This is a genomic window from Streptosporangium sp. NPDC020072, assembly GCF_040631445.1.
Taxonomy (GTDB): domain Bacteria; phylum Actinomycetota; class Actinomycetes; order Streptosporangiales; family Streptosporangiaceae; genus Streptosporangium.
In genome coordinates, this window is the sequence record NZ_JBEYAB010000004.1 from 506,450 (window position 1) to 527,156 (window position 20,707).

Sequence of the window (20,707 nt, forward strand, 5' to 3'; positions counted from 1 at the left end):
GTGATCCATGAGGCTCACCGGCCGACACCTCCGGTGGAAGCGCGCTGGGAGGACCACGCGAGGGCGACGGACCGGGCGAGCCGATGACAGGCCTGCTCACATTCCGGGTCGATGCCGTGCGTACGGATGTGGTTCATGTGCAGCAACGAGCCGAACGGGGAGGCCACCACGCCGTCGTCCCCGAGAAGTCGGACATAGTGAGCTGCCGCCTCACTCCGCGCTGTCCATGCGGAGGCCAGGTCCTGCCCGCCGTTGAGCGGAAGCGGCAATGATCGCGTGGGTTCGGAGAGGAGGACTGCTTGACGGACCGCCTCACGCTTGGCCGCAGGCGCGGGACCGATGTTCGCGTGATCGATAAGCCAGCGCATCCCTGCGGGAGGATTCCCGGCAAGGGAACACGCGAAGTTCACCAAGGATGCGGCGGTCAGTGCCCTCGGGTTGAGAGACGGATTCCGGGAGAGAAGCACCAACTGGGTCAGGACGACGGAAGAGTCGGCAGCGAAGAGAGCCTCTGCGGCCTTCAGCGATTGCCCCGTACCATAGCGAACCGTCTCGGGACGGTAGGTCGAGAAGGTCAGCTCGCCGATCAACCTCCGGCGGCGCATGTCCGCAGCCCACGTACTGACGTGTGCGACTGCCTCGCCGTACTCCTGACTGCCCACGTGCAGGCGCAGTCGGAGGTGTGGGACGGGGTCGCGGTAGCGGACGAACCACCACATCGGCGGACGTTCCCAGAGAGCCAGAAGGCCGGGGAGGTGGTTCGTGAGGATCGTGTCGAAGACCCGGGGATCACCATGAAGCTGGGCGAAGACGACTTCGGGTTCGGACGGTATCGCCTGGTCCGGCAATACCACTCTCAACGGTTGCTTCCGATCGATGATGACTGGCGGAGGCACGGGCGGCGAGGTGCTCGCCAAGGGGACGATGATCTCGTTCGCACGGCCGCCGAACCATCCGTGATCAACGGCGGTTGAGGCCTCTGACACCAGAACCGGGTCTGGGCCCGTGCGGGCTTTGGCCAGATATTCGCGGAGCACCGCTCGGTCCATGGGCTCGTCCAAACGGAGCCTCAGCCGCAGGTCGGACTCTCCGACGCTCACGACATCGGGCAGCCCCAACCGGTCGCGGAGCATGGTGAGATCGCGATGCCATCGGTTCCCGGAGATGCCGAGGGTGGGCAAGGCGTCAACGGGAATTCGCCATCGAGCCGGCGAGAGGACCGTGCGGCGGTAGACGACCCGAGGGAGGAACGGCAGGCAGCGTGCCGCGCCCCAGGCGAAGGGCGACATGCCGGAGAACAGGGCACGAGGCACTTCGAAGAGGAAGCGGACGATCGGCGGCATCGTGTCGCGCGACGCGGCATGGGCGAGGACAGGCTCCACCACGACGCGTTTCGAACGGGATATCAGGTACATCCCTTGGCTGTTCGCCGTCACCGCGAGGTCGCTGAGGAGGAATCGGAACTCGTCGCCGGTCTTGTGCTCGGCGAGCGTGATCAGGTGCGGTAACAGTTGCGGGGAGCGGGCGACGTTCTCCAGGTGAGGGTGGCGGGGCGGGAATGACAGCTGTGCCGAGATCGCGCCCTCCACTCCGACCGGTAGCCGGCGACTCTGCTCGATCCGCTCGTCTCGGTCGCCGCCGGCCAGAAGGTCGAGGAACCGGCCAGAGAGGGCGAATCCGGTTCTGCCCATACCGGAGACACTCAGCCGGAACTCGCCGTGGGCGAGGGCGGCCAGGGATGGTGCCAGGACTTCCGCGCACAGCTCCAGGTGCGGAACCGTCCGCAGCCGGTCTGTTCCGTCCGGGTGAAAGGAGTCGATGAAGGCATCGTCGATACGGACCTCCCGCACGCCGTCGAGAGCGGCTTGCTGCGCCAAAGCGAGCAGGCGTGTGTCCCGTAGGGACAACGCCGCCGGCAGGTCTCCTGGGGGTTCGGTGAAGTGCTCGGGGAACCCGAGACCCTGAATGGGATCGGTGAGTTGCGTGACCGGGACCAGGGCGTTCGCGTAGTACCGGGAAAGGAATGCCGAATGGTATGCCCGCCAGCCGGGGTGCCCCGCAGGATGCGGGCTCAGCCGTACGAGCGCCCCGACGGCTGCCGCTGCTTCCTCGGCCACCTGCGAGGGAAGGACCATCTCCTGGTCGATACGGAGATCCACCATCAACGGTTGGCCGGCCACGGGCGTCGCGATGCCTCGCATCCGTACCGATGCCCCGTCGCGGTCGTGCTCCATGAGCGTATGGATCTCGGCCAGTTCCGCTACGAGATGTGCGACGCTCGGAATCGTTCCGGCTCCGGCCTCGCGCAGCCGGGTCAGAACATGATCGAGGCGGTCGACGCACGTCGACGGAGGCCGCAAGCTGGAGATGAGCAGCCCACCGAAGATCAGGCGATCGATCATGGCGTCGATGTCCTCGACCGGTACGTCCGGGACCGTGGCGGAGACCTTGCCGATGAGGTCTTTGACGATGATCGGGGACGCCGCTTCGCCGAGCACGGTTCGAACAACCGACGTGTGCCGGACCGAGACCTCCGTGGAAGCACTTCTCTTGAGATCGCCCGAGTGCGGTTGCCACGGGACAACCACTCGGTCACCCCGCACCACGAGAAGATCGTTCGCCACAACGGGTAGACGCTGACGCAGTTCCGCGTCCCCTTCGAGCGCCGCGATAACCAGGCTCAGCCACATGGAGTCGGCACGTGCCCGAATGAAGGACCGCCCGGGACCCGGACGGACCGACGGCGTCTTCCCGAACCGCAGCAAGCCGACGCCCGCGAAGATGCCGAAGGGCGTCGCGCGTCCCCGCATCCGCACCAGATAACGAGCCAGCGACACGACCATCTTGCGGATGTCGGCGGCCCCAGGCCGGTCGCCCTGGACGACCCCGGCGATCCGACCGGCGAGAACCGGACTGGCGATGGCCACCGCCCGTGCGACGTCAGGCAGAGACCAAACCTCCACCAGCCACAGACGCCACCGCCCTTCTTCGTCCGCGCGATCCAGGGACGGCCAGAAGCCGGGCGCCAGGTCGCTTGGTGCGGTCGCCGCTCGGAACATCGCCGCACCGACGGGCTCGAACCATGAACGCCTTCGCGGACTCATCACAGCTCCTTTCGCATCATCTGGGGCGAAGTCGGAGGTACGGCCTCCAACGCGAACGCGCGTTGGAGGCCACCGCGAGCTCAGGTCAGCAGTCGCCGGTCTTCTTCGTGTCGCAGCCGTTGTCGGTACTGCACTTGCGGGCCAGTACGGCCGGGCCGGTCTCGACGATCCTCATGTCGAGGCCGTCCAGGAGAGAGCCCATGGCAGTCATGGGTGCGAAGAACTCGACGTCGGAGGCGCTCTTGGACATCTTGGTTCACTCCTCTTTCTGGCAGGCAGGGTCGACTTGATAGGGGCAGGAATGAGGAACCCGGAGGGCCACACGTGGTTTTCCGGCGCGACGACCGTGCCGAACACGTCAATGCAGGTGGTTCTCAGTCCGGAGACGCACCGGTCGCCGTGGAGCCGGTGCCGCGTCCCGGACCGCTGGTGCTTGGTAAGAAGCTCTCCAACGGGGTCAAGACGCTTGCGCGACTCGACTTTGGCCGATCGCCTGGGCTGGAGAACAGGGAATTCACATCGATTCACACCGATGGGTTCAGAGGTGGAACTCCTCGTGCGGGGTCGCGCGCTCCCAGACCATCTCGAATGCGCCGACGATCTGGGTGACGTAGCGCGGGTCTGACACGTACTCGTAGCCGGGCACGTGGTTGCTGTCGCCGCCGTTGAAGTTGAACGCGACGAGGCTCTGGTCGAACATCCAGAAGTCGGAGTGCGGGAGCATGATGCCGCTCGCCTTCTTTCGGGGCAGCCAGCGGACTTCCTCGCCGGCTTTCACGTTCACGTCCGTGACCATGTGCTCCCAGCGGATGTAGTCGCTGACCGGCTCCGAGACGATGCGGGCCCTGCGCATCTTCACTCCACGGTTCACCGCGTCGCTGACCAGGCCGATCCACCTGCTTCGGTCGGTGCGTCCATCACCCCCGGCGAGCCAGTCGTCGTATCCGGGCTCAGGTCCGTACAGGTCGCGCATCTCCAGGTGCACCGCGGACCGCTTCGCTGTCGCGAGCATCTCGGCCAGGGTCGGAGACCCATGGCCCTGTCGGGTTCCTTCGAAGCCGTTGAGCGCGTCCAGAATGAGCTGACGCATACGGGCGGGGAGCCAGACGACCGCCTCGTCGGAGGCGATCGCGCCGTGCTTCGCGATCATTTCCAGAATTGTCGGATTCGTAATGATCCGGCCCTGGAACAGGAAGTCACCCGTGTTCGGGTCGATGAACACCGCGGGGCAGTGCTCGTCGCTCGACTCCGGATCCTGGCCGACGAATGCAGGCTCGAACCTGCTCATGGAGGGCTCTCCTTTCCTTGGGGCTCGCTGTGCTCTGATTCTTGACGACCTTCACTCTTAGTGAGCAGATCGTCAATCCCTGTGATCGCTTCATTGATCAACGCTCGGGCGCGTTTGCCGACGACAGAGATCCCCCAAAAGCGTTCCCACGCCTCCACATAGAGTTGTACTTCTGGCCGCGAGGTGATGTTGAGGTCGCCGGAGATGAGCTCAACCGTCACCACCCGGGTGTCCGCCATGGTGAAGGACTCGCCGGTGATCACTCCTGCGCGATGGATGCCGCGGGGGATGATTCCGAGGACGACCGTCGGACGGCTCATCACCTCAAGGAGGTACTGGAGCTGGTCCCGGTGCGCGTCGAGCGGCCCCGGCCAGTACCAGAGGACGTCCTCCTCCAGAAGGAACAACCATCGCGCGTCCGGCCGGTCGAGACAGCGTTGCCGGTCCAGCCGGGCCTCGACGGCCTCCGTGACGTCGTCGATCTCCAGATGCTGGTCAGCGCGAGCGGCGGACAAGTACGCCGTGATGATCCTGGGGGTCTGGAGCAGACCCGGAATCACCCGCGTCTGGTAGACGCGATTCAGCTTCACCTGCCAGTACTTGTCCCGCAGCCGCTCCTGCCTTCCCCGAAGTCCGGCCCGGTTGAGATCCGTGTGGGTCAGCCACATCCCGGCGACGGCGGCCTGTTCGTGAAGCAACTCCGTCGTCCGCTGCTCTGTCGCCTCGCATATCCGGCACCAGAGCCGTACGTAGTCGGCGGTGATGGTCCGCTGACCCTTTTCGATCATCGTCACCTGGCTGGCACTGTTCCAGCCTGCGTGGCGTGCGAACTCCTTGCCGGTGATGTCGGCCTCGGTACGCAACTCCCTGAGCTTCGCACCGAGGCGTTCCCGGGAAGCTTGGGCACTTGAGGAAGGGGAAGCCGGCATCGTCAGCCGCGCGTGGTTCCCTGCGGCCAGATGGCGCACCCCAAGAGGCCGCATCGGCACGCCTGAGCCATGACGTCGGTTCCTTCGCACACCGTGACCGGCTCGTCGCCTACCTGCCTCAGATGCACTCGAAGCATCCGCGTCACCGGTTGGACCGCCTGCTCCGCCAGGCCCATGCGCCGGGCCACACCGATACGTGCCATCAACGTCTCCAGTCCGGCAGCAATGATCTCCAGCGTGCCAGAGCCTCCTGAATCCGCCGACCCAAGTCGGCCATCCTGCGATCCCACCAAGACATGATCGCCACGCACAGCTCATGGGAGTCGATCACTGGACCTGGCCGACTACGTCCACAGCGACGCTTCCCACCATGACCACCCCATCAAGGTCTCCGCTCAAGAGCTTCGCCCATGGGATTGCACACCTTTCAGGGTGATGAGGAACGTCCACGGCGCTGACGTCGGCCTGGTCCACACCACGCTGCGAACCCTTCAGGGTGATGAGGGACACGTGCCCGCTGGCACGGACCCGGGCGAGCCGTAGTTGCGAACCCTTCAGGGTGATGAGGGACCGGTGGATCTGGTGAGGGCGTGGATTCGCGCGAGGTTGCGAACCCTTCAGGGTGATGAGGGACGTCGACCAGGAGGACGGGCACACCGTCGCCCCGGCGTTGCGAACCCTTCAGGGTGATGAGGGACAAACCGTCGGCACCATCATCGTGCCGGTCTCCGTGTTGCGAACCCTTCAGGGTGATGAGGAACCCCGGCCGCAGCGTCCGGCTTCGGCGGCGACCTAGTTGCGAACCCTTCAGGGTGATGAGGAACCCGAGGGTAAAGTCCCAGGTCAGGCGTGCCCACGTGAGGGTGACGCGGGCTGTTTCTGCGGCAGTCCGGCGGTAGTGCAGCGGTGCAGGTCAGAGCGTTGATCAATTTTGGGTATGGCCTCGGGGTGTGGGGCTCCGTCCATGATGACGGGCTCGCGGGGCGGAGGTCGAATGTTTCAAGATCTGTGCCGTTCGCGAGGGTGCCCGCAGTCGGAGGCTTGAAGGTCAGGACCCGATCGGAGTGGTTCTGGCGGTGGTTGTCGCGCGGTGGGCGGCGATGGTCACGGCGGCCACGGCGCGGCCTTGAACACGTGCAAGACCTCGGCGCTGTGTTGGCGTCGAGGTCTTGCGTGAAGGCGAAGTGGTCAGGCGTCGAAGGCGCCGGTGTTCACGCGGCCGATGAACGAACGCCACTGGGCGGGGGTGAACGCCAGGGTGGGGCCGGAGGGGTCCTTGCTGTCGCGGACGGCAACCAGGTCAGGGAGGTTGGTGGCGACTTCGACGCAGTTGTTGCCGCTTGTGCTGAGGCTGGATTTGCGGAACTTGGCACTGTGCAGATCAGTGGAAATCATGCTCGCTCCTCGCCGCAGCGATGAAGGCCGCGGACTCCTCGGGGGACAGCGCCACGTCGGCCAGGCGCTCGAAAAGCAGCATAAGACGTCGGACCTGCCCGTCGGCTTCGACGTACACCTCTCCCGCAGGACCTTCCGCGTAGCCCACATCCGGGTCGCCCGAGTCGCCGAAGGACATCACGCAGAAGCGACCTTCCATGCTGGCCACCACGACGGGCGCGCGGATGGGCAGAACCTGGATGATGATGTTTGGCCAGTCCACAACCTGAAGGATGTCGTCAAGCTGGTGCTTCATGAGTTCGGAGCCGCCCAGCGGACGTTGGAAAACAGCCTCGTCGATGACCGCGTGCAATGTTGGGGCCGAGGGTCCTACCATGCGCAGTTTGCGGATCATGCGGGCGTCCACTCGGCGCTGCACTTCAGGTTTGCTCAGGTCAGGGCGTCCGGAACTTATGACTTCTCGGGCGTAGCCCTCGCTTTGGAGTAGGCCAGGAATCAGTAGCGGCTCCCACATGCGGATGCGCTTGGCCTCGGCTTCGAGTGCGATGTAGGAGCCGGTGAACACGTCCGAATAGGCCGTCCACCAGCCACGTTGACCGGCTTCGCGGCACAGTTCGATCAGGCCGGCCTTGGTCGCGGAGTCCGCACCGTAGAGGTCGCAGGCGTTGGAGACGTCTGTGACGGACGGTGCGGTCCTCGCGTTCTCGATCCTTGAGATTTTGGCGGGAGACCAGCCGAGTCGCCGGGCTGCCTCGTCCGCGAGCAAGCCCGCTTGTTCACGGAGTTGCCGCAGGTCACGGCCCAGGCGACGGTGGCGAACTGTGGGGGACTTCATGGGCATGGGCACCAGTGTGGAGGGGTGCCCGCGTGGATTTCCACGGATCTTGTTTTCGCGTTCCCCTTGCACGCGTGCAATTGCACGCGCATCATTGGGTGCTGTGGCCCGCGACAGTGAGTGAGGGTGTCGTGACAGGATTCGATGGAGAGAGTGCTCAGGCCGCGAGGCCAGGGCCGGGCCTCTGCTTCAACGGAGGGCATCTCCGTTGGGCGCGGCCCAAGCCGCCGCAGTCCTCAATCTTTCGTGTTCACGACTCGGGGCCGGAAACCTCGATCTTCGTCTCGTGCGCGGGCAGAATCCGCGTCTCCTCACCGATCTCCAGCACAAGGACCGGCACCCCCTCAGGCAGGTCGAGAGATTCCTTCTCGTCCGCCGATGGCATCCGTGCCGAGATCAGAGCCGGTCCCTCCACCGTCAGCACTACACGCTCAGCTTGCTCCCGTATGTAGCTGCCTTCGCCTCGAACCGTACGAACCACTCCTTCGGTTCGTAGTAGGGCCAAAGCATCTCGTACGGTGTCCACCCCCACTCCGTACTTGTGGGCCAAATCGGCTTCGGCTGCCAGTCGCTGGCCCGGCGAAAGCGTCTTTTTGGCGATTTGCTGCCGGAGATCGTCCGCGATCTGCCGATACAGAGGCACGTGGCGACGCAATCGAGGAGGCATTGCCCTATGGCATCAGGCCATAAGGGCGCCCGGCCTTTAGGCCATATGGCCATAGGCCATAGATGAAAAACGGACCTGCCCGACGTCGCGACCGCCGGGACAGGCCCTCTATCAGGAAGGTGTCTCCTGACGTGAGCAACAGTAGTGCTCCGGACTCCAGCCCGGACACGTCGATCCGGGACGGTTGCGGCTGTTTCGCCGGTGCCGTGCCCCTGCCGATGGGGTGTGCTCGGTGTGGGCATGCCCCCTATGCCCACGGGTGTTCGCGCCAGGACGGGCACGAGTACGTGCAGCCGTCCGGGGTGTTGATGAATGCCCGTCTCCAGGCCCGTCGTGAGTACGGCCCGCAGCTTCTTCCGGCTCCCCGGCCTCCGGTGGAGGTGGCTCCCGCTGAGGTGGTTCCGTTGGTGCCTGCCCAGCGCCGTCCCGACCCTGAGCCTGAGCCGGAGGTGCCCGCGATGGTTCCGGCCGCGAGGGCCGTACTGGACGGTCCTGTGGAAAGGGCTGGTCAGGGGCGTTCTGCTCCCGAGCCGGTGTCCCAGGCCGTGACCGTCGTACCGGGTGGTCCTGTGGAGGAGGACGGCGCTTCCGCGCCGGTGCCTGTGGACAGGCCGGTCGCCGCTCCGGTTGTGCCGGTACGGCCTTCGTTGCCCAGGCGGGTTCGGCGTCCGTTTCCCATGGTTCCTCGGTCGGGGGTCATCTGGACGCGGGTGCACCGGCCCGGCCGCCTGGCCGTACGGCCTCGATGTCCCGTTGCTCGTGCTCGTACGGCCTGTCGGCCTCGGGCTTCGGCTGTTTCTTGTCCCGCAGGGCAGGCCCGTCTGGCGAACACCCATGCCAGGCACGCCTCTGGTCGGATCACGGAGGTCCAGATCATGCATGACACTCCTACGCGCCCGGTGATCCCGGGCTGGCGGTTGCTCATCAGCGACACGGGCCGGTTCTGGGCCTTCCGCAACCACCTCTTTCCCCGCGTCGCCGTACGGGCCGGGGCGCAGTCGGCTGTGGACGCCGACACCTTCGACGAGGTTCAGGAGGCCGTGGCCGAGCAGGAGAGGACCGCCCGCGACGCCGTCGCGGGGGTGACCCCGTGACCGGACGACACCGGGACGGTCTGCCGTACGCGCCGGTGTATCGGCGGGTGTGGGACGGCCCGGCGAGAGCTGAGGCCGAGCGGATCGACCAGGCCTGGGCCGACTGGACGGTGCTCTACAGCCTGGGACGACGCGCCTTCTACGCGGTGGCGGCCTGGGACGGCCCCCGGCCGGTCATCGTCGAGGACCCCACGGCTGACGGGCTGGAGGAGCGGATGCGGGAGGCGGAGATGATCCGGGCGTTCCGGCTCTCGCCGCAGTCTTCCCCGGCGCCGGTTCGGCGTAGGAGGGGCGGTACCGGCCGTCCGCCTTCCGGGGCGCGGAACGGGGAGGTCGGCGGGGAGCGGGGTTCGCCGGGTGAGGAGACGGCATCGGCTGGGGGACGGTCTTCACCGGGTGCTTCGCCGGGTGAGGGAATGGTGTTCGCCGGTGGGCGGCCTTCGCCGGGTGGGGAGACGGTGTCCGCCGGAGGGCGTTCGCCGGGTGGGAGGGCGGCATGATGCCTCTCGTCGAACCGACGTGTCCAGTGGATGGTGTCGCATATCCCAGTTGCGACAGCTTGCGGCGGGCTCATCCTGACTGGCTGGTGTTCCACAGCTCACGGTCCGGCCTGTGGAGCGCCTATCGGAGTGTCCTGTCCGGCAGGCCGTGTCCCGGGGACGTGCTGCTGGTGCGGGCCGGGTCGGTCGGGGAGCTGGAGCGCAAGCTGACCGCCCAGGCACCTCCGGTGGTGCCGCCGAGCATCCAGGCCGTGGCCGTCGCCCGCGCTCTTCGGACCCGGACCACCCGGATCGTATGCCCTGGTCAGGCCATCGCGCCTGGTCGGTCTACGGCGTTGCGCGGGTTGCTGCGCTCCCCATAGCCGGTACGGCGGCTCGCCGTACCCCTTGAGCGTGCGGTCCAGGGATGAGGGACCTGGACCGCACACGACTCCGGAAAGCCGGTACGGCGGGCGGGAAGGCTCATGGCCCGCCGTACCTCCTCAGACGTGCGGCTCAGGTGGGAGGGACCTGGGCCGCACCCCCTCGCGAGACGGCTTCCGCGCACGTCGGGACATGGCAGGGCGTGCTGGGGAAGGAGGGAGCCGTCTGGCGCACCGGTCTTCCCTCGTGGAAGGCCGGTCCTCCTCCAGGGTGCCCGGCCGTCGTGCTCCCCGGCTCGGGGCCGGGCACCCGCTCCCTCACTCCCCGACAAAGTCATGAACCCCGGACCCCCACTGAGCCTCACAACCCAAGCGATCAGAAGCCCAGCCCGCACACCCTCCGCCACTGAAGGAGAAGCTCCTTGTCCCCCCTCAAGGCCGTCGCACCGGACGGCACCTTCACCACCGGCCCCGACACCACAGAACGCCTCCTCACCCCCGGCGAGGTGGCCCGCGTCTTCGGGGTCGATCCCAAGACCGTCAACCGGTGGGCGCTCACCGGGCGCATCCCCTCGGTCAGGACCCCCAGCAACCAACGCCGCTACCGCCAGAGCGACATCGACGCCCTCCTCAACCCCTCCCCCTGACGGCCGTTCAGGAGGCCGAGATCGATGAAGGGCGAACAGAGGAACCAGCTGGGCCGCCCCGTGAACGTCGCCGAAACAGTCTCCCCGCCCGGCCGAGGCCGGGCGGGGAACCCGTCAGCGCGGGCCCAGGTTGATCGAGCCGAACACGTCACCGGCCTGGATGACCGTCCCGTGGATCGTGGCGTCGCCGCCGATGGTGTTGGAGACGTCGTGGCTCTGCCGTACGACCTTGGCCGTCTCCTGTGCCCAGGCGGCCAGTTCGTCGGCGAAGGCGGGGTCGGCCGTGGCGCGGTCGATGAGGATGCCGGTGATCTCCTCGGCCTGCCCGGTGGTGCCGCCGGGGGCCGCCTCAAGGGCGGCGACCTCGCCGGAGTCGCCGCCGAAGCGGTTCCTGGCCAGGGTGACCAGCGAGGTCCAGGCGCTCTTGCCTACCTCACCCGCCGCGCCACCGACGAGGGCGGTGACGATCGCGGTGAGTACGGTTGGGTCCATGACGGCGCTCCTGTGCTCTGATCGGCTGCCCGCGGGCGGGATGCCGCCCGCGGGTCGATCATGGCCGAAGTCGGGAGCGTCAGGGAATGGGTTTGTCGGGATCGCGGAGTTCGGCCAGCAACTCGTCCCGGTCGGCCAGCAGGTTCGCCAGGATCCTGCGGGTGGCCACCATCAGGTCGGCCAGGTCGGGGGTCGAGAGCGCGTACACGACGGTCGCTCCGTCACGGGTGGCGTTCACGATCCCGGCGCGGCGCAGTACGGCCAGCTGTTGGGACAGGTTGGAGGCCTCGATGTCGAGTTCGACCAGGAGGTCACGGACGGGCAGCGGGCCGCGTTGCAGCAGCTCCAGAACCCGGATGCGGAGCGGGTGCCCCAGCGTGCGGAAGAGGTCGGCCTTGACCTGGTAGAGCGGCGCGGGCATGATCAGGACGCCCCGTCGGCGTGTGCCCGCGGCCTGGCCGCGAACGCGTTGACGCCGCCCACTTCTCGTGGACCGATGACCTCCTGCTGGATCCAATCGAGGAACACAAGACACTTATAATCTGGCAAATTGCATAATTGTTCAAATCGTCAGGTTTCTAGGTAGGATGAGGCCGTGTTCTGTTCCCCAACGCCGCTCGGCAGACCCGATCCCGGTCGATACGAGGATGGGGTAGGGCGTCGCTGGGTACAGGTACCGGCGAACACAGCCTGACCTGCCGCGCCAGGCTGGATTCGCCGGCGACGCGACGGTGACAGTAGGTCAGCACGGCCGTGTGAGGGAGTACAGCCAATGGGGCGGGGTCGAGCCAAGGCGAAGCAGACGAAGGTGGCGCGCGAGCTGAAGTACAGCAGCCACGGGATTGACTTCAACCGGCTGCGTGAGGAACTCAGCGCGACCGGGGGCTCTGCGAAGGAGGACCGGACGGAAGAGCCCGTGGAGGAGCTTCCCAACCGGTAGGTTCCCCGCGCCGGATCGCCGAGCCGTACGGTGCCGGTGAAGCCACACGAGGTCTTACCGCGTTGGCGCAGCCGTACGACACGAACGAGACCGTGTGGCGCGACGGAGCCTTATATGACCGGCCGCCGGAGTCCGGCGGCCGGTCCTTCGGGTTCCGTGGGGTCAGGGGGTCATCGGGAAGAGGCCTCCGACCAGCAGCGCGCCGATCGCGATCGTCAGCGCGTACGTCTCAAGCGGGACGAGGTCACGTTCCCCCGAGTGCGTACGGCTGCCCGCGAACAGCGCGAAGAAGCACCGCATCACGGTCATGCCGTTGACGCCGACGGCTCCGGCCAGCGCGAGCCAGACGACCGGTGACCCGGTGACCGACCCGTGGATCAGCAGGTGGCCGCCCACGAACCCCAGGGAGAGCGGGAAGCCGACCGTGGCGAGCCCGCACAGCAGGAACGCCACGGCCAGCCGGGGGGTCCTGGCGAAGTTCCCGCTCGGCGCGCGCAGCGACAGCGAGCCGCGCCGCGCCTCAAGGGCGGCCAGCGTCATGGCGAGCCCGGAGACGGCCAGCGCGGAGGCCTCCCAGGTCAGCACCGCCCCGGAGACCGCCTCCGGCGAGCCGCCGAGCCCGCACGTCACCAGCCCGGTCTGGCTCATCGTCAGGAAGGCCAGCGCGCGCCTCGCCTCTCCCTGGACCACTCCGAACAGCGCGGCCACGACGGCGGTCGCGCCGCCGAGCAGCGCCACGTCGTGGGCGAGCGGAACCGGCAGGTCGAGCTGGGCGAGCAGGCCGAGGGGCGCGGTGTGGAAGACGACCACGACTCCCAGCGGGACCCGCTCGACGAAGCGGGGATACCAGCTGTGCAGCGGGACGACCGCGAACCTGGCCATGATCGCGAGCACCACGAGGACGCCGCCCGCCGTCCGCCAGCCGGTGGCCGACAACGCGGTGCCCACCCCGAAGAGCAGGATGCCGGGCAGGTGGTAGGCGGCGAAGAGCCGGTCGAGCCGGTCGCCGCCCCGGTTTCCCTCGCCGCCGCGCAACCCGGCCCACACCAGCCAGGCCGACAGAGCCCACAGCACGACGTCGACCGCCTGGTGCCGTACGGCCACGAAGCCGCAGGAGACCGCGAGCAGCCGCAGGATCCTGGCCAGCGTCGCGGGCGGGTGGGAGGCCAGCGGGCTCATCGCGACGACCAGCAGGCCCGCCGCGCACGTCGCGACGACGACGAGCCTGGCTGTGCCCTCCGGCAGCGCCGCGTGTTCGCCGGAGAGGAACGGGACGAACCCTCCCGACCAGGGCAGCACGACGGACAGCGCCGTCGCGGCCGACGCGCAGGTCACCGCGGTACGGCGGGCGGCCTGCCGGTCGGCCACCCGGGCGACGACCACGGAGGACACCAGGAACAGCACCGCGACCAGCGAGGGGACAAAGGTGATCACGACGTGCGCCCCTCTCTCACGGGAACGGCGGTGTCACCGGTGCTCAGCAGCCGCGCCCACCGGTCGTCCAGCGACTCGGCCCGCCTGACCAGGCGCGCCAGCCCGCCGACCAGGTGGTCGCGCAGCCACGCGTCGAAGTAACCGCGTTCGAGCGCGTAGCGGTACAGCCACGCCCGCGGGCCCGCCGGGACGAGCCGGTCCAGGTGCCTTCCCGTCGGCGGCAGCGGCGCGCCCAGCGCCTGTTCGAGGTGGTGGTGGTCGTGGATCAGGCTCGGCGAGCGCAGGATCTGGGCGGTGCGCAAAGCGGCGTGCGCGACCAGGTGCGCCAGCGCGAGATACCGCAGCCCGAGCCCGACCTCGACCAGGACCACCCCGATCTGGGTCATCGAGGCGTAGGCCAGCGTGCTCTTGATGTCGGTCTGGGTACGGCCGACCAGGGTGGCGTGCACGGCGGTCAGCGCGCCGACCACCACGATCGCCGCCCGCACCCCCGGCGCCCCCGACCAGGCCGACTCGGTGCGCAGCAGGAGGTACGGCCCCATGCTGACGGAGATCGCGCCGTAGAAGACGGCGCTCGACGGCGTCGGCCCCTCCATGGCGCGGGGCAGCCAGCCACCGAGCGGGACCTGGGCGGCCTTGCCCATCGAGGCCCACAGCAACGCCAGGCCGACCACGAGCGCGTCCCCGCTCGACGTGGGGGGCGAGAAGAGCGCCCACCCGCCGCCGTCGACCCCGGCCACACTCGACGAACCGGTGGCGTGGTGCAGCCACACCACCGCGACCAGCAGACCCACGTCACACGCCCGGTAGACGAGGAAGGCCCGCAGACCGTGCTCGACCGGCCTCCTGCGCTCGTGGAAGAACGCGATCAGCAACGCCGAGGACAGCCCGGCCAGCTCCCAGCCGACGAGGGACAGTTCGAGGGCGCCCGCGAGGGCCACCAGCTCGACGCCCGCGCCGAACAGCGCCAGCAGCATGTAGAAGCGCAGGTAGCCGGGCTCCCGGTGCAGGTAGCGCCGGGAGAAGACGCCGATCAGGCCGCACAGCAGCGCGGCCAGGATCGCGAAGGGCAGCGAGAGCCGGTCGCCGACGAGCAGCAGGTGGAACTCCGACTCCCCGCTGCCGAACCAGGTGCCGACGGGCGCCGTCACCAACGTCCGCCCCTCGCCGACCATGACGCAGGCCAGCGTCAGCGCGGCGGCCGTCGCCAGCCCGAAGGCCAGCGCGACGGCCGTCGAGACGGCCCGCTCGACCCGCCGCCGCCCCTGCCAGGCGAACACCGCCATCAGGGCGAACGCCCCGAGCGGGAACCCGGCGACCGAGAGCAGCAGAAACCGCTGGAGGGTGTCGTTCACGACGCCTCCTCCCCGACAAGCTCCGGGGAGACCGGCTCCCCGGACCCCGTGCCGAGGGAGGCCGTCACGTGGGCGAACCCCAGGTGCTCCCGCCTGCCCGCGTAGAACTGCGCCGAGCGGTGCACCGTGGGGAGGGACTCCCCCTCGGGGACGTACGGCACGAAGCCGCCCCGCTCGAAGACGTGCATCGCGTCCGACGACGGGCTCCACGCGACGAGCTGGATCCACCCGTTGCTCACGAGCCGCTCCAGCACGGCGTGCGCCCCCACGATCGCGGCCAGCCGCTCGGGCTCGGTCTCGACGACGAGCAGCAGCCGTACCGGCTCGTGGATCTCGACCATCTGCCAGGGCAGGCCCGTGCGCAGGTCGGAGGCGTGGCCGTCCATGACGCCGAGCAGGCCGACGATGTTGTGCGGCAGCTTCGTGCCGCACCCGTACCCCGCCGGGTCGACGTAGCTGAAGTAGTACTCCAGGTTGATGCCTGCGCAGACCGGTCCCGCCGCGAGCAGCAGGTTCGTCAGCAGGTCCCCCGACGGGTCGCCCTCCGGGTCGTAGGAGACGAGGAAGGCCCGCCGGTCGAGGAAGAGCCCCCGGGTGCGCGACCTGCGCCCGACGACGCCGATCGCGTTCGTGGCGTGGCCGTACTCGGGCCTGGGCTGGCCCAGGTCGACGGTGTGACTCTCGACGTGGGCCAGCGCCGCGTCGAGCGGCAGGTCGAGGGGGGCCGACTCGAACCTGCGGCAGCGTTCGTGCGCGTCCAGGACGCACGCCCGCGCCATGATCCGCTTCGCCTCCTCGACCGCGTGCCTCGACCGCTCGGGGACGAGGTCCTCGTCGTAGTAGGTCATGGAGTCGTCGCAGGTGTTGTGGTACGCCCCGACGAACCAGGTGCCGTCCGGGATGTCCAGGCCCAGGTCACGCAGTCCGGCGCGCACTCCCGGGTGGTTGGCCATCGCCGCGAACGCGCGCGCGTTGGGGCCGCCGCGCCCGCCGCCGGTCGCCCCGCAGTCGTGCGCCGACTCGTGCGGGTTGTTGAGGCTGGAGGAGCCGTGGCCGACGATCAGCACGACGGGCGCCAGCTCACGGCCGAGCCCGGTCGTCCGCAGGGCGGAGGAGACGACCTGCGTCATCTCCGGCACGGAGTACCCCCGCCGCAGGCCGTCCTCGGTCTCCACGGCGCCGGGGGCCCGCTCGATCGCCAGTCTGGTCACGGCCCCGCCGCCGGGGTCGTGGTCGAGGCGCCGGGACCAGCGGTGGAACCGGCGCGGGAACAGGCAGCGGCCGACCAGCGTGACGACCTGGGTCGCCCCGAGGCCGAGGGAGATCACGCTGCCGCGCGCCAGGGTCCTGCTGCCCACGGCCAGACCCAGGCTCAGCCCGCCCCGGCCGTGCCGTGAACCCGGCTGCCGTGGCGTGCGGGACTCTGCGGGTTCCTCGACGACCAGGTGCGTCGGGGTGACGACGACCGGGCACAGCGGGCGCGGGCGCACCTCGCCCGTCCCGAGGTAGGTCATGGCCACCCCGAAGAAACCGGCGTAGCCGTAGGTCCTGGCCTGCGGGAAGTGCTCCTCAAGGTGTCTGCGCAGCGACTCCTCCCGCTCGTCGATGCAGAACACGGCCTGCATCGTGACGGGCGGTGCCTCGGCTCCGGCCGTGAACCGCCGGTGGGCGTCGAGCGCGTCGAGCGCCCCGACCCGGTGCCGCCGTTCGTAGGCCAGGTGCAGCAGACGGCGCCGTTCGGTCTCGTCGCAGGCGGCGACCGCCCCGAGCCAGGCGGCGGCGTGCTCCGGCCTGGCGAGGACCGTGACGTCCACGGGCATCAGCTGTGCCAGGACGAACGCCTCGTAGACCAGTTCGAGGCCGGGCCGTACCGCCCCGTCGTCCGCGCCGGTCACCCTGGGCGGCCGGTCGGGGCGACCGGCCATCGCGTGTCGTGCGGCCTGGACGTCCAGGACGAGCTGGACGGCCAGGTAGTCGAGCAGCCGTGCCGCACGCGCCTCGACCGGCGCCAGGTCGGGCCGGTGCTCGAACTGACGCATCATGCCCGCCCAGCCGCGCAGCGACAGCAGCGTCGCCTCGATCGCGGCGCCCCGGGCCTCCTCGGGTACGGCCAGCTCGTCCAGGGCCCAGACGACCGTCCGCTCGGCCGTCCAGCCTTCGGCCTCCTGCCGTCTCAGCTCGGCGCCGAGACCCCGCAGGAACCGGTCGGGCGGGCCGCCGGCCTGGCCGTACAGGCGGCGGAAGGCGCGCAGGAAGCCCAGCTCGCGCTCGGGCATCGGCCAGTAGGCGATCCCCTGGTCGAGGAAGGCCGCCGACAGCCGGATCAGCAGCGGGTGCACCAGCTCGTCGGTGTCGGTCCCGGTCTCGGCGAGGATCCGGTCCCGCCCGCGCGCCGGGGGAGCACCCGCGCCGGGCACCGCCGGAGCCGCCGCGGCCAAGCTGTTCCACAGGGTGTCGAGAAGCCGCGCCTGCGAGGCCCGCGCAGTCTGTTCGGGCGTCGTGGTCCAGTCGCGGCCGGCCTGCGCGAGCAGCTCGGCGCGTCGCCGGGGGTCGAGAAGGTCACTGAGGCGGGTTCGGGCGTCGGTCTCCAGGAGCAGCCAGTCGAGCGCGGCGCCGCTGGGGATCTCGAACAGGTTCCGCAGCCGCAGGGCGAGGAAGCGCGCCCGCGTCGGCCCGCCCGGCACGATCGGGGCACCGCCGGGTGCCTCGGCCTCGGCGACCGCGTCGATGTCCGAGGGACGGATCCGTCCGGAGCCGACGTGGTCCCGGAAGGCCGCCTCACTCTGGAACGGCTCGGTGCCGAACACCCGCGCCGCGCTGACGACGGCCTCGTCGAAGGGCAGGTGCTCGAAGGCGTGCAGGGTGTTGTGGTGGACGAACGTCTGCAACGGAGCCTGCTCGGGCAGCAGCCTCGCCGCCCGTTCGACCAGCTCGGTGACGTCCGTGACGCGGTCCCCACGTCCGGGGGCCGCGGCGATGTCCAGATGGGTCATGCTCGCCTCCGGCGTCTGGTCGCCTGCGGGTGGGCGGAGACGGGGACGAGCCCGTCGAGCCCGCGCAGGGTGAGGGTGGCCCGCCACTCACGTGACATCGTGGCCAGCCCGGAAAGGAAGGTGTGGTCGACGAGTGTCGCGTCCGTCACGTCGACGACGACCTCGGTGACGCCGCTGTCCCCCGTGTCGTCCTTGGTGGCCCCGTTGACCGTACGGCGCAGCGGCAGCAGGGCGGTGAAGACGGCGGCGGCGGGGATCCGGACGTTCAGCACGCTCCCCGAACGGACGGCCACGGCGCGGGGCCGCAGGAAGGCCACCGGCGGCACCCCGCGGACCAGGTGCAGCACGATCTTCAGGGCGAGACCGGCCGCGACGCCCATGAGCAGGTCGGTGGCGAGCGTGACGAACATGGTGGTCAGGAACAGGGCGAGCTGGTCGAGGCCGACCTCGCGGGCGTGGGCGAACTCGCGGGGGGAGGCGAGCCTGGTGCCGGTGTAGACGAGCATGGCGGCCAGCACCGCCAGCGGGATGGTCTGCAGCAGGCCTGGCGCCAGGGCGACGAACAGCAGCAGGAAGACGCCGTGGAAGAAGTTGGACCCCCGGGAGACGGCGCCCGCGTCGATGTTGGCCCGGCTGCGGACGATCTCCGAGATCATCGGCAGGCCGCCGATCAGCGCGGAGACGAGGTTGCCGCCGCCGAGGGCGAGCAGGTCGCGGTTGAGGTCGGAGGAACGCCTCTCGGGGTCCATGGAGTCGACCGCCAGCACGGTCAGCGTCGACTCGATGGTGCCGATCAGGGCGAACATCACCACGTACTTCAGCGACGTCCCGCTGAGGATCACCGAGAAGTCGGGGAAGGCCACGGCGTCGAGCAGGGTGCCGGGGAGCCGGACGAGGAACTCGGGGCCGAGGTGGTAGGTCGTGGTCATGAACCGGTAGTCGTGCGGGACGCCGACGTGGAACCACAGCGCGACCGGCACGGTCACGGCGAGCACGACCAGCGGCGCGGGTACGGCCCTGGCCCACCTGGCCCTGATCAGCGGCATGCCGAACATGATCAGCAGGCCGAGCGCGCCGAGCAGCAGGACGCGGGGGTTGGCACTGGCGACGCTGTGCGGGATCTCCGCGATCAGGCCGAGGGTCTCCTTGCTCTCCGGTTTGACGCCGAGCGCGACGTGGGCCTGCTTGGAGATGATGATGATCCCGATCGCGGCGAGCATGCCGTGCACGACCGAGGGGGACATGGCGATGCCGACGGTGGCAACCCGGCACAGCGCGAAGGCGATCTGGACGACCGCGGCGACGACGCCGACGGCCAGTGCCCGCCGGTAGCCGACCGCGAGGTCGCCTCCGCCGAGTTCCTGGACCGCGCCGAGCGCGATCACGATCAGGCCCGCGGCGGGGCCCTTGATGGTCAGGGGCGCGCTGCCGAGCAGGCTGACCAGCACACCGCCGACGATCGCCGTCAGGACACCGGCGACCGGCGGGAACCCGCTGGCCAGCGCGATCCCCAGGCAGAGCGGGAGCGCGATGAGAAAGACCAGGAAGCCGGACTTGACGTCGGCCGTCTGGAAGGCGCCGCGGCGGGGCGCGGTGGCTAAGTCGTCATGGGCCTTCAGGCCGTGCTGTTCTGACGTCACTGAGATCCTCACAAGGGCGTGGGCGGTCTGCTCCGGCCGTGTTCGGCCGGAGGTCGTGCGCACGGGAAACGCCTGCTCGCAGGCGTCCTGGGCGCACGGGGGGACCGCGGGCCACGCTCGTTTCGAGGATCGTCTCCGACGGCCGCTCCTGGTGGATCGCGACGGTGACGTCGCGTACCGGAGAACGGGAGTCGGTGGTCTCACTGTCGGTGAAGTCGTCCTTGACCTCACGCGAGTCGTTGCCGAAGGTGTCGTGCTCGTCGCCGAAGGCGGTGGCGACCGGGGAATCGAGGCTCCCCATGGCCGTCCCGCTGATCGGGCCTCGCACCGGGGTCGGTGGGACGGCCCTGGTGCGGTCGAGCTCTTCGTGGTGGTGATGGCGCGTGTCCGCGCAGGCCACGGAAAAGGCCCTGGCCGGGGCGATCGTCTCGACCCATGACGTCATCGCCATCACGACCGCGAGCGCCGCCCCCACCGCACGGAGCAGTTTCCGCCCGTGCCGGGATGATGCCCTGACAAAAGGGGCATTCGGCCGGTCGAGGGATGGCGGGGTCACTTTGGCTCCGGGCCACGATATGGGTCGGGATGAAGCCTCATGATTGATCCAGAAAAGGATTAAATCGGTCAAGACCTACGAAGAGTGGTTGTTCACTCTCCATCCGTGGCTTCGCGGCGCACGCGACCGTACTCTAGCTGCGATGATCTGCCGGTTACCGGAAATTCCCCCGGTCAATGTCACTATGACTTTCTGTAAACGCCGCAGGTCGTGAACAGGGAAACGTTACCAAAGCGTTATCGGAAGGACTGCGGGATCGCTGTTTTCTCTACACGGATATCGGCATTCGCTGTGATGCCCGGCTATAACCCAAATACCTAACATCGTCTTTTCTATACGATGAATGCCGTAATTTCGTGTGCCATAACGCGTTTCCCTAACATGGGAAGAATGTTGGGTTCCTTATAGGGAACGCGCCGGTCGTTCTCCGGCGCGCGGCCGTCCGGTGCGCGTCCGGAGACGGGGACGCCGGGCCC

General features: G+C 68.9%; 19 protein-coding genes and 1 CRISPR repeat array. Of the genes, 5 read left to right on the forward strand and 14 right to left on the reverse strand.

Translation table 11 applies throughout. The features are described 5' to 3' along the window. Positions 1-14 precede the first annotated feature (14 nt). From ABZ470_RS11975 to ABZ470_RS12005, 7 genes are all read right to left on the reverse strand, one after another. Positions 15-3,104, reverse strand: coding sequence for a lantibiotic dehydratase (locus ABZ470_RS11975; protein ID WP_362911328.1), 3,090 nt, complete (start codon positions 3,102-3,104; stop codon positions 15-17). An 85-nt stretch (positions 3,105-3,189) separates the two neighbouring features. Beyond that, the gene (locus ABZ470_RS11980) at positions 3,190-3,354 is read right to left on the reverse strand and encodes a hypothetical protein (protein ID WP_362911329.1); all 165 of its coding nucleotides are present in this window, start codon (positions 3,352-3,354) and stop codon (positions 3,190-3,192) included. Positions 3,355-3,642: 288 nt separating this feature from the next. After that, positions 3,643-4,392: a DUF6879 family protein gene (locus ABZ470_RS11985; protein WP_362911330.1), complete on the reverse strand. Its 750-nt coding sequence runs from the start codon at positions 4,390-4,392 to the stop codon at positions 3,643-3,645. Continuing rightward, positions 4,389-5,639 carry a helix-turn-helix transcriptional regulator gene (locus ABZ470_RS11990; RefSeq protein WP_362911331.1) on the reverse strand — a complete coding sequence of 417 codons (1,251 nt, stop codon included), beginning with the start codon at positions 5,637-5,639 and terminating at the stop codon, positions 4,389-4,391. Before ABZ470_RS11990 ends, ABZ470_RS11985 begins: the two co-directional genes overlap by 4 nt. Positions 5,640-5,736: 97 nt before the next feature. Further along, positions 5,737-6,142: direct repeats of the CRISPR family, unit length 26 nt; unit sequence GTTGCGAACCCTTCAGGGTGATGAGG. A 367-nt stretch (positions 6,143-6,509) separates the two neighbouring features. After that, positions 6,510-6,716: a DUF397 domain-containing protein gene (locus ABZ470_RS11995; RefSeq protein ID WP_362911332.1), complete on the reverse strand. Its 207-nt coding sequence runs from the start codon at positions 6,714-6,716 to the stop codon at positions 6,510-6,512. Further along, positions 6,703-7,557, reverse strand: a complete 855-nt coding sequence (locus tag ABZ470_RS12000; protein WP_362911333.1) for a helix-turn-helix transcriptional regulator — start codon at positions 7,555-7,557, stop codon at positions 6,703-6,705. The genes ABZ470_RS11995 and ABZ470_RS12000 overlap by 14 nt, the downstream gene beginning before the upstream one ends. A gap of 244 nt (positions 7,558-7,801) precedes the next feature. Then, entirely contained in the window at positions 7,802-8,194 is a 393-nt protein-coding gene (locus tag ABZ470_RS12005) for a GntR family transcriptional regulator (protein WP_362911334.1), read from the reverse strand. Between the two features lie 899 nt (positions 8,195-9,093). Here ABZ470_RS12005 and ABZ470_RS12010 point away from each other — a divergent pair. The 4 genes from ABZ470_RS12010 to ABZ470_RS12025 all read left to right on the forward strand — a co-directional run bounded on the left by ABZ470_RS12010 (position 9,094) and on the right by ABZ470_RS12025 (position 10,821). Continuing rightward, positions 9,094-9,312, forward strand: coding sequence for a hypothetical protein (locus tag ABZ470_RS12010; protein WP_362911335.1), 219 nt, complete (start codon positions 9,094-9,096; stop codon positions 9,310-9,312). Further along, positions 9,309-9,812, forward strand: coding sequence for a hypothetical protein (locus ABZ470_RS12015; RefSeq protein WP_362911336.1), 504 nt, complete (start codon positions 9,309-9,311; stop codon positions 9,810-9,812). The genes ABZ470_RS12010 and ABZ470_RS12015 overlap by 4 nt, the downstream gene beginning before the upstream one ends. A gap of 86 nt (positions 9,813-9,898) precedes the next feature. Further along, positions 9,899-10,174 (forward strand): hypothetical protein, encoded by a 276-nt coding sequence (locus ABZ470_RS12020; RefSeq protein ID WP_362911337.1) that lies wholly within the window; start codon positions 9,899-9,901, stop codon positions 10,172-10,174. A gap of 422 nt (positions 10,175-10,596) precedes the next feature. Further along, a complete protein-coding gene (locus tag ABZ470_RS12025; protein ID WP_352015833.1) occupies positions 10,597-10,821 on the forward strand; it encodes a BldC family transcriptional regulator in 225 nt (74 codons plus the stop codon). Positions 10,822-10,935: 114 nt separating this feature from the next. On the opposite strand, the gene ABZ470_RS12030 is transcribed toward ABZ470_RS12025, so the two are convergent. Both ABZ470_RS12030 and ABZ470_RS12035 read right to left on the reverse strand, forming a co-directional pair. Beyond that, on the reverse strand, positions 10,936-11,313 hold the full coding sequence (locus ABZ470_RS12030) for a hypothetical protein (protein WP_352015834.1): 378 nt from the start codon (positions 11,311-11,313) through the stop codon (positions 10,936-10,938). Between the two features lie 79 nt (positions 11,314-11,392). Then, positions 11,393-11,734, reverse strand: a complete 342-nt coding sequence (locus ABZ470_RS12035) for a metalloregulator ArsR/SmtB family transcription factor (RefSeq protein ID WP_352015835.1) — start codon at positions 11,732-11,734, stop codon at positions 11,393-11,395. 351 nt (positions 11,735-12,085) lie between these two features. Here ABZ470_RS12035 and ABZ470_RS12040 point away from each other — a divergent pair, with 351 nt between their 5' ends. Next, positions 12,086-12,253 carry a DUF3073 domain-containing protein gene (locus ABZ470_RS12040; RefSeq protein ID WP_352015836.1) on the forward strand — a complete coding sequence of 56 codons (168 nt, stop codon included), beginning with the start codon at positions 12,086-12,088 and terminating at the stop codon, positions 12,251-12,253. Between the two features lie 162 nt (positions 12,254-12,415). On the opposite strand, the gene ABZ470_RS12045 is transcribed toward ABZ470_RS12040, so the two are convergent. From ABZ470_RS12045 to ABZ470_RS12065, 5 genes are read right to left on the reverse strand one after another with little or no spacing between them, the layout of a single operon-like run. Beyond that, positions 12,416-13,687 carry a proton-conducting transporter membrane subunit gene (locus ABZ470_RS12045; protein ID WP_362911338.1) on the reverse strand — a complete coding sequence of 424 codons (1,272 nt, stop codon included), beginning with the start codon at positions 13,685-13,687 and terminating at the stop codon, positions 12,416-12,418. After that, positions 13,684-15,042, reverse strand: coding sequence for a proton-conducting transporter membrane subunit (locus ABZ470_RS12050; protein ID WP_362911339.1), 1,359 nt, complete (start codon positions 15,040-15,042; stop codon positions 13,684-13,686). The genes ABZ470_RS12045 and ABZ470_RS12050 overlap by 4 nt, the downstream gene beginning before the upstream one ends. Continuing rightward, positions 15,039-18,035, reverse strand: a complete 2,997-nt coding sequence (locus tag ABZ470_RS12055; protein ID WP_362911340.1) for a DUF2309 domain-containing protein — start codon at positions 18,033-18,035, stop codon at positions 15,039-15,041. Before ABZ470_RS12055 ends, ABZ470_RS12050 begins: the two co-directional genes overlap by 4 nt. After that, positions 18,032-19,675, reverse strand: coding sequence for a SulP family inorganic anion transporter (locus tag ABZ470_RS12060; protein WP_362911341.1), 1,644 nt, complete (start codon positions 19,673-19,675; stop codon positions 18,032-18,034). The genes ABZ470_RS12055 and ABZ470_RS12060 overlap by 4 nt, the downstream gene beginning before the upstream one ends. Next, positions 19,641-20,150 (reverse strand): hypothetical protein, encoded by a 510-nt coding sequence (locus ABZ470_RS12065; protein ID WP_362911342.1) that lies wholly within the window; start codon positions 20,148-20,150, stop codon positions 19,641-19,643. The genes ABZ470_RS12060 and ABZ470_RS12065 overlap by 35 nt, the downstream gene beginning before the upstream one ends. Between the last annotated feature and the right edge of the window lie 557 nt (positions 20,151-20,707).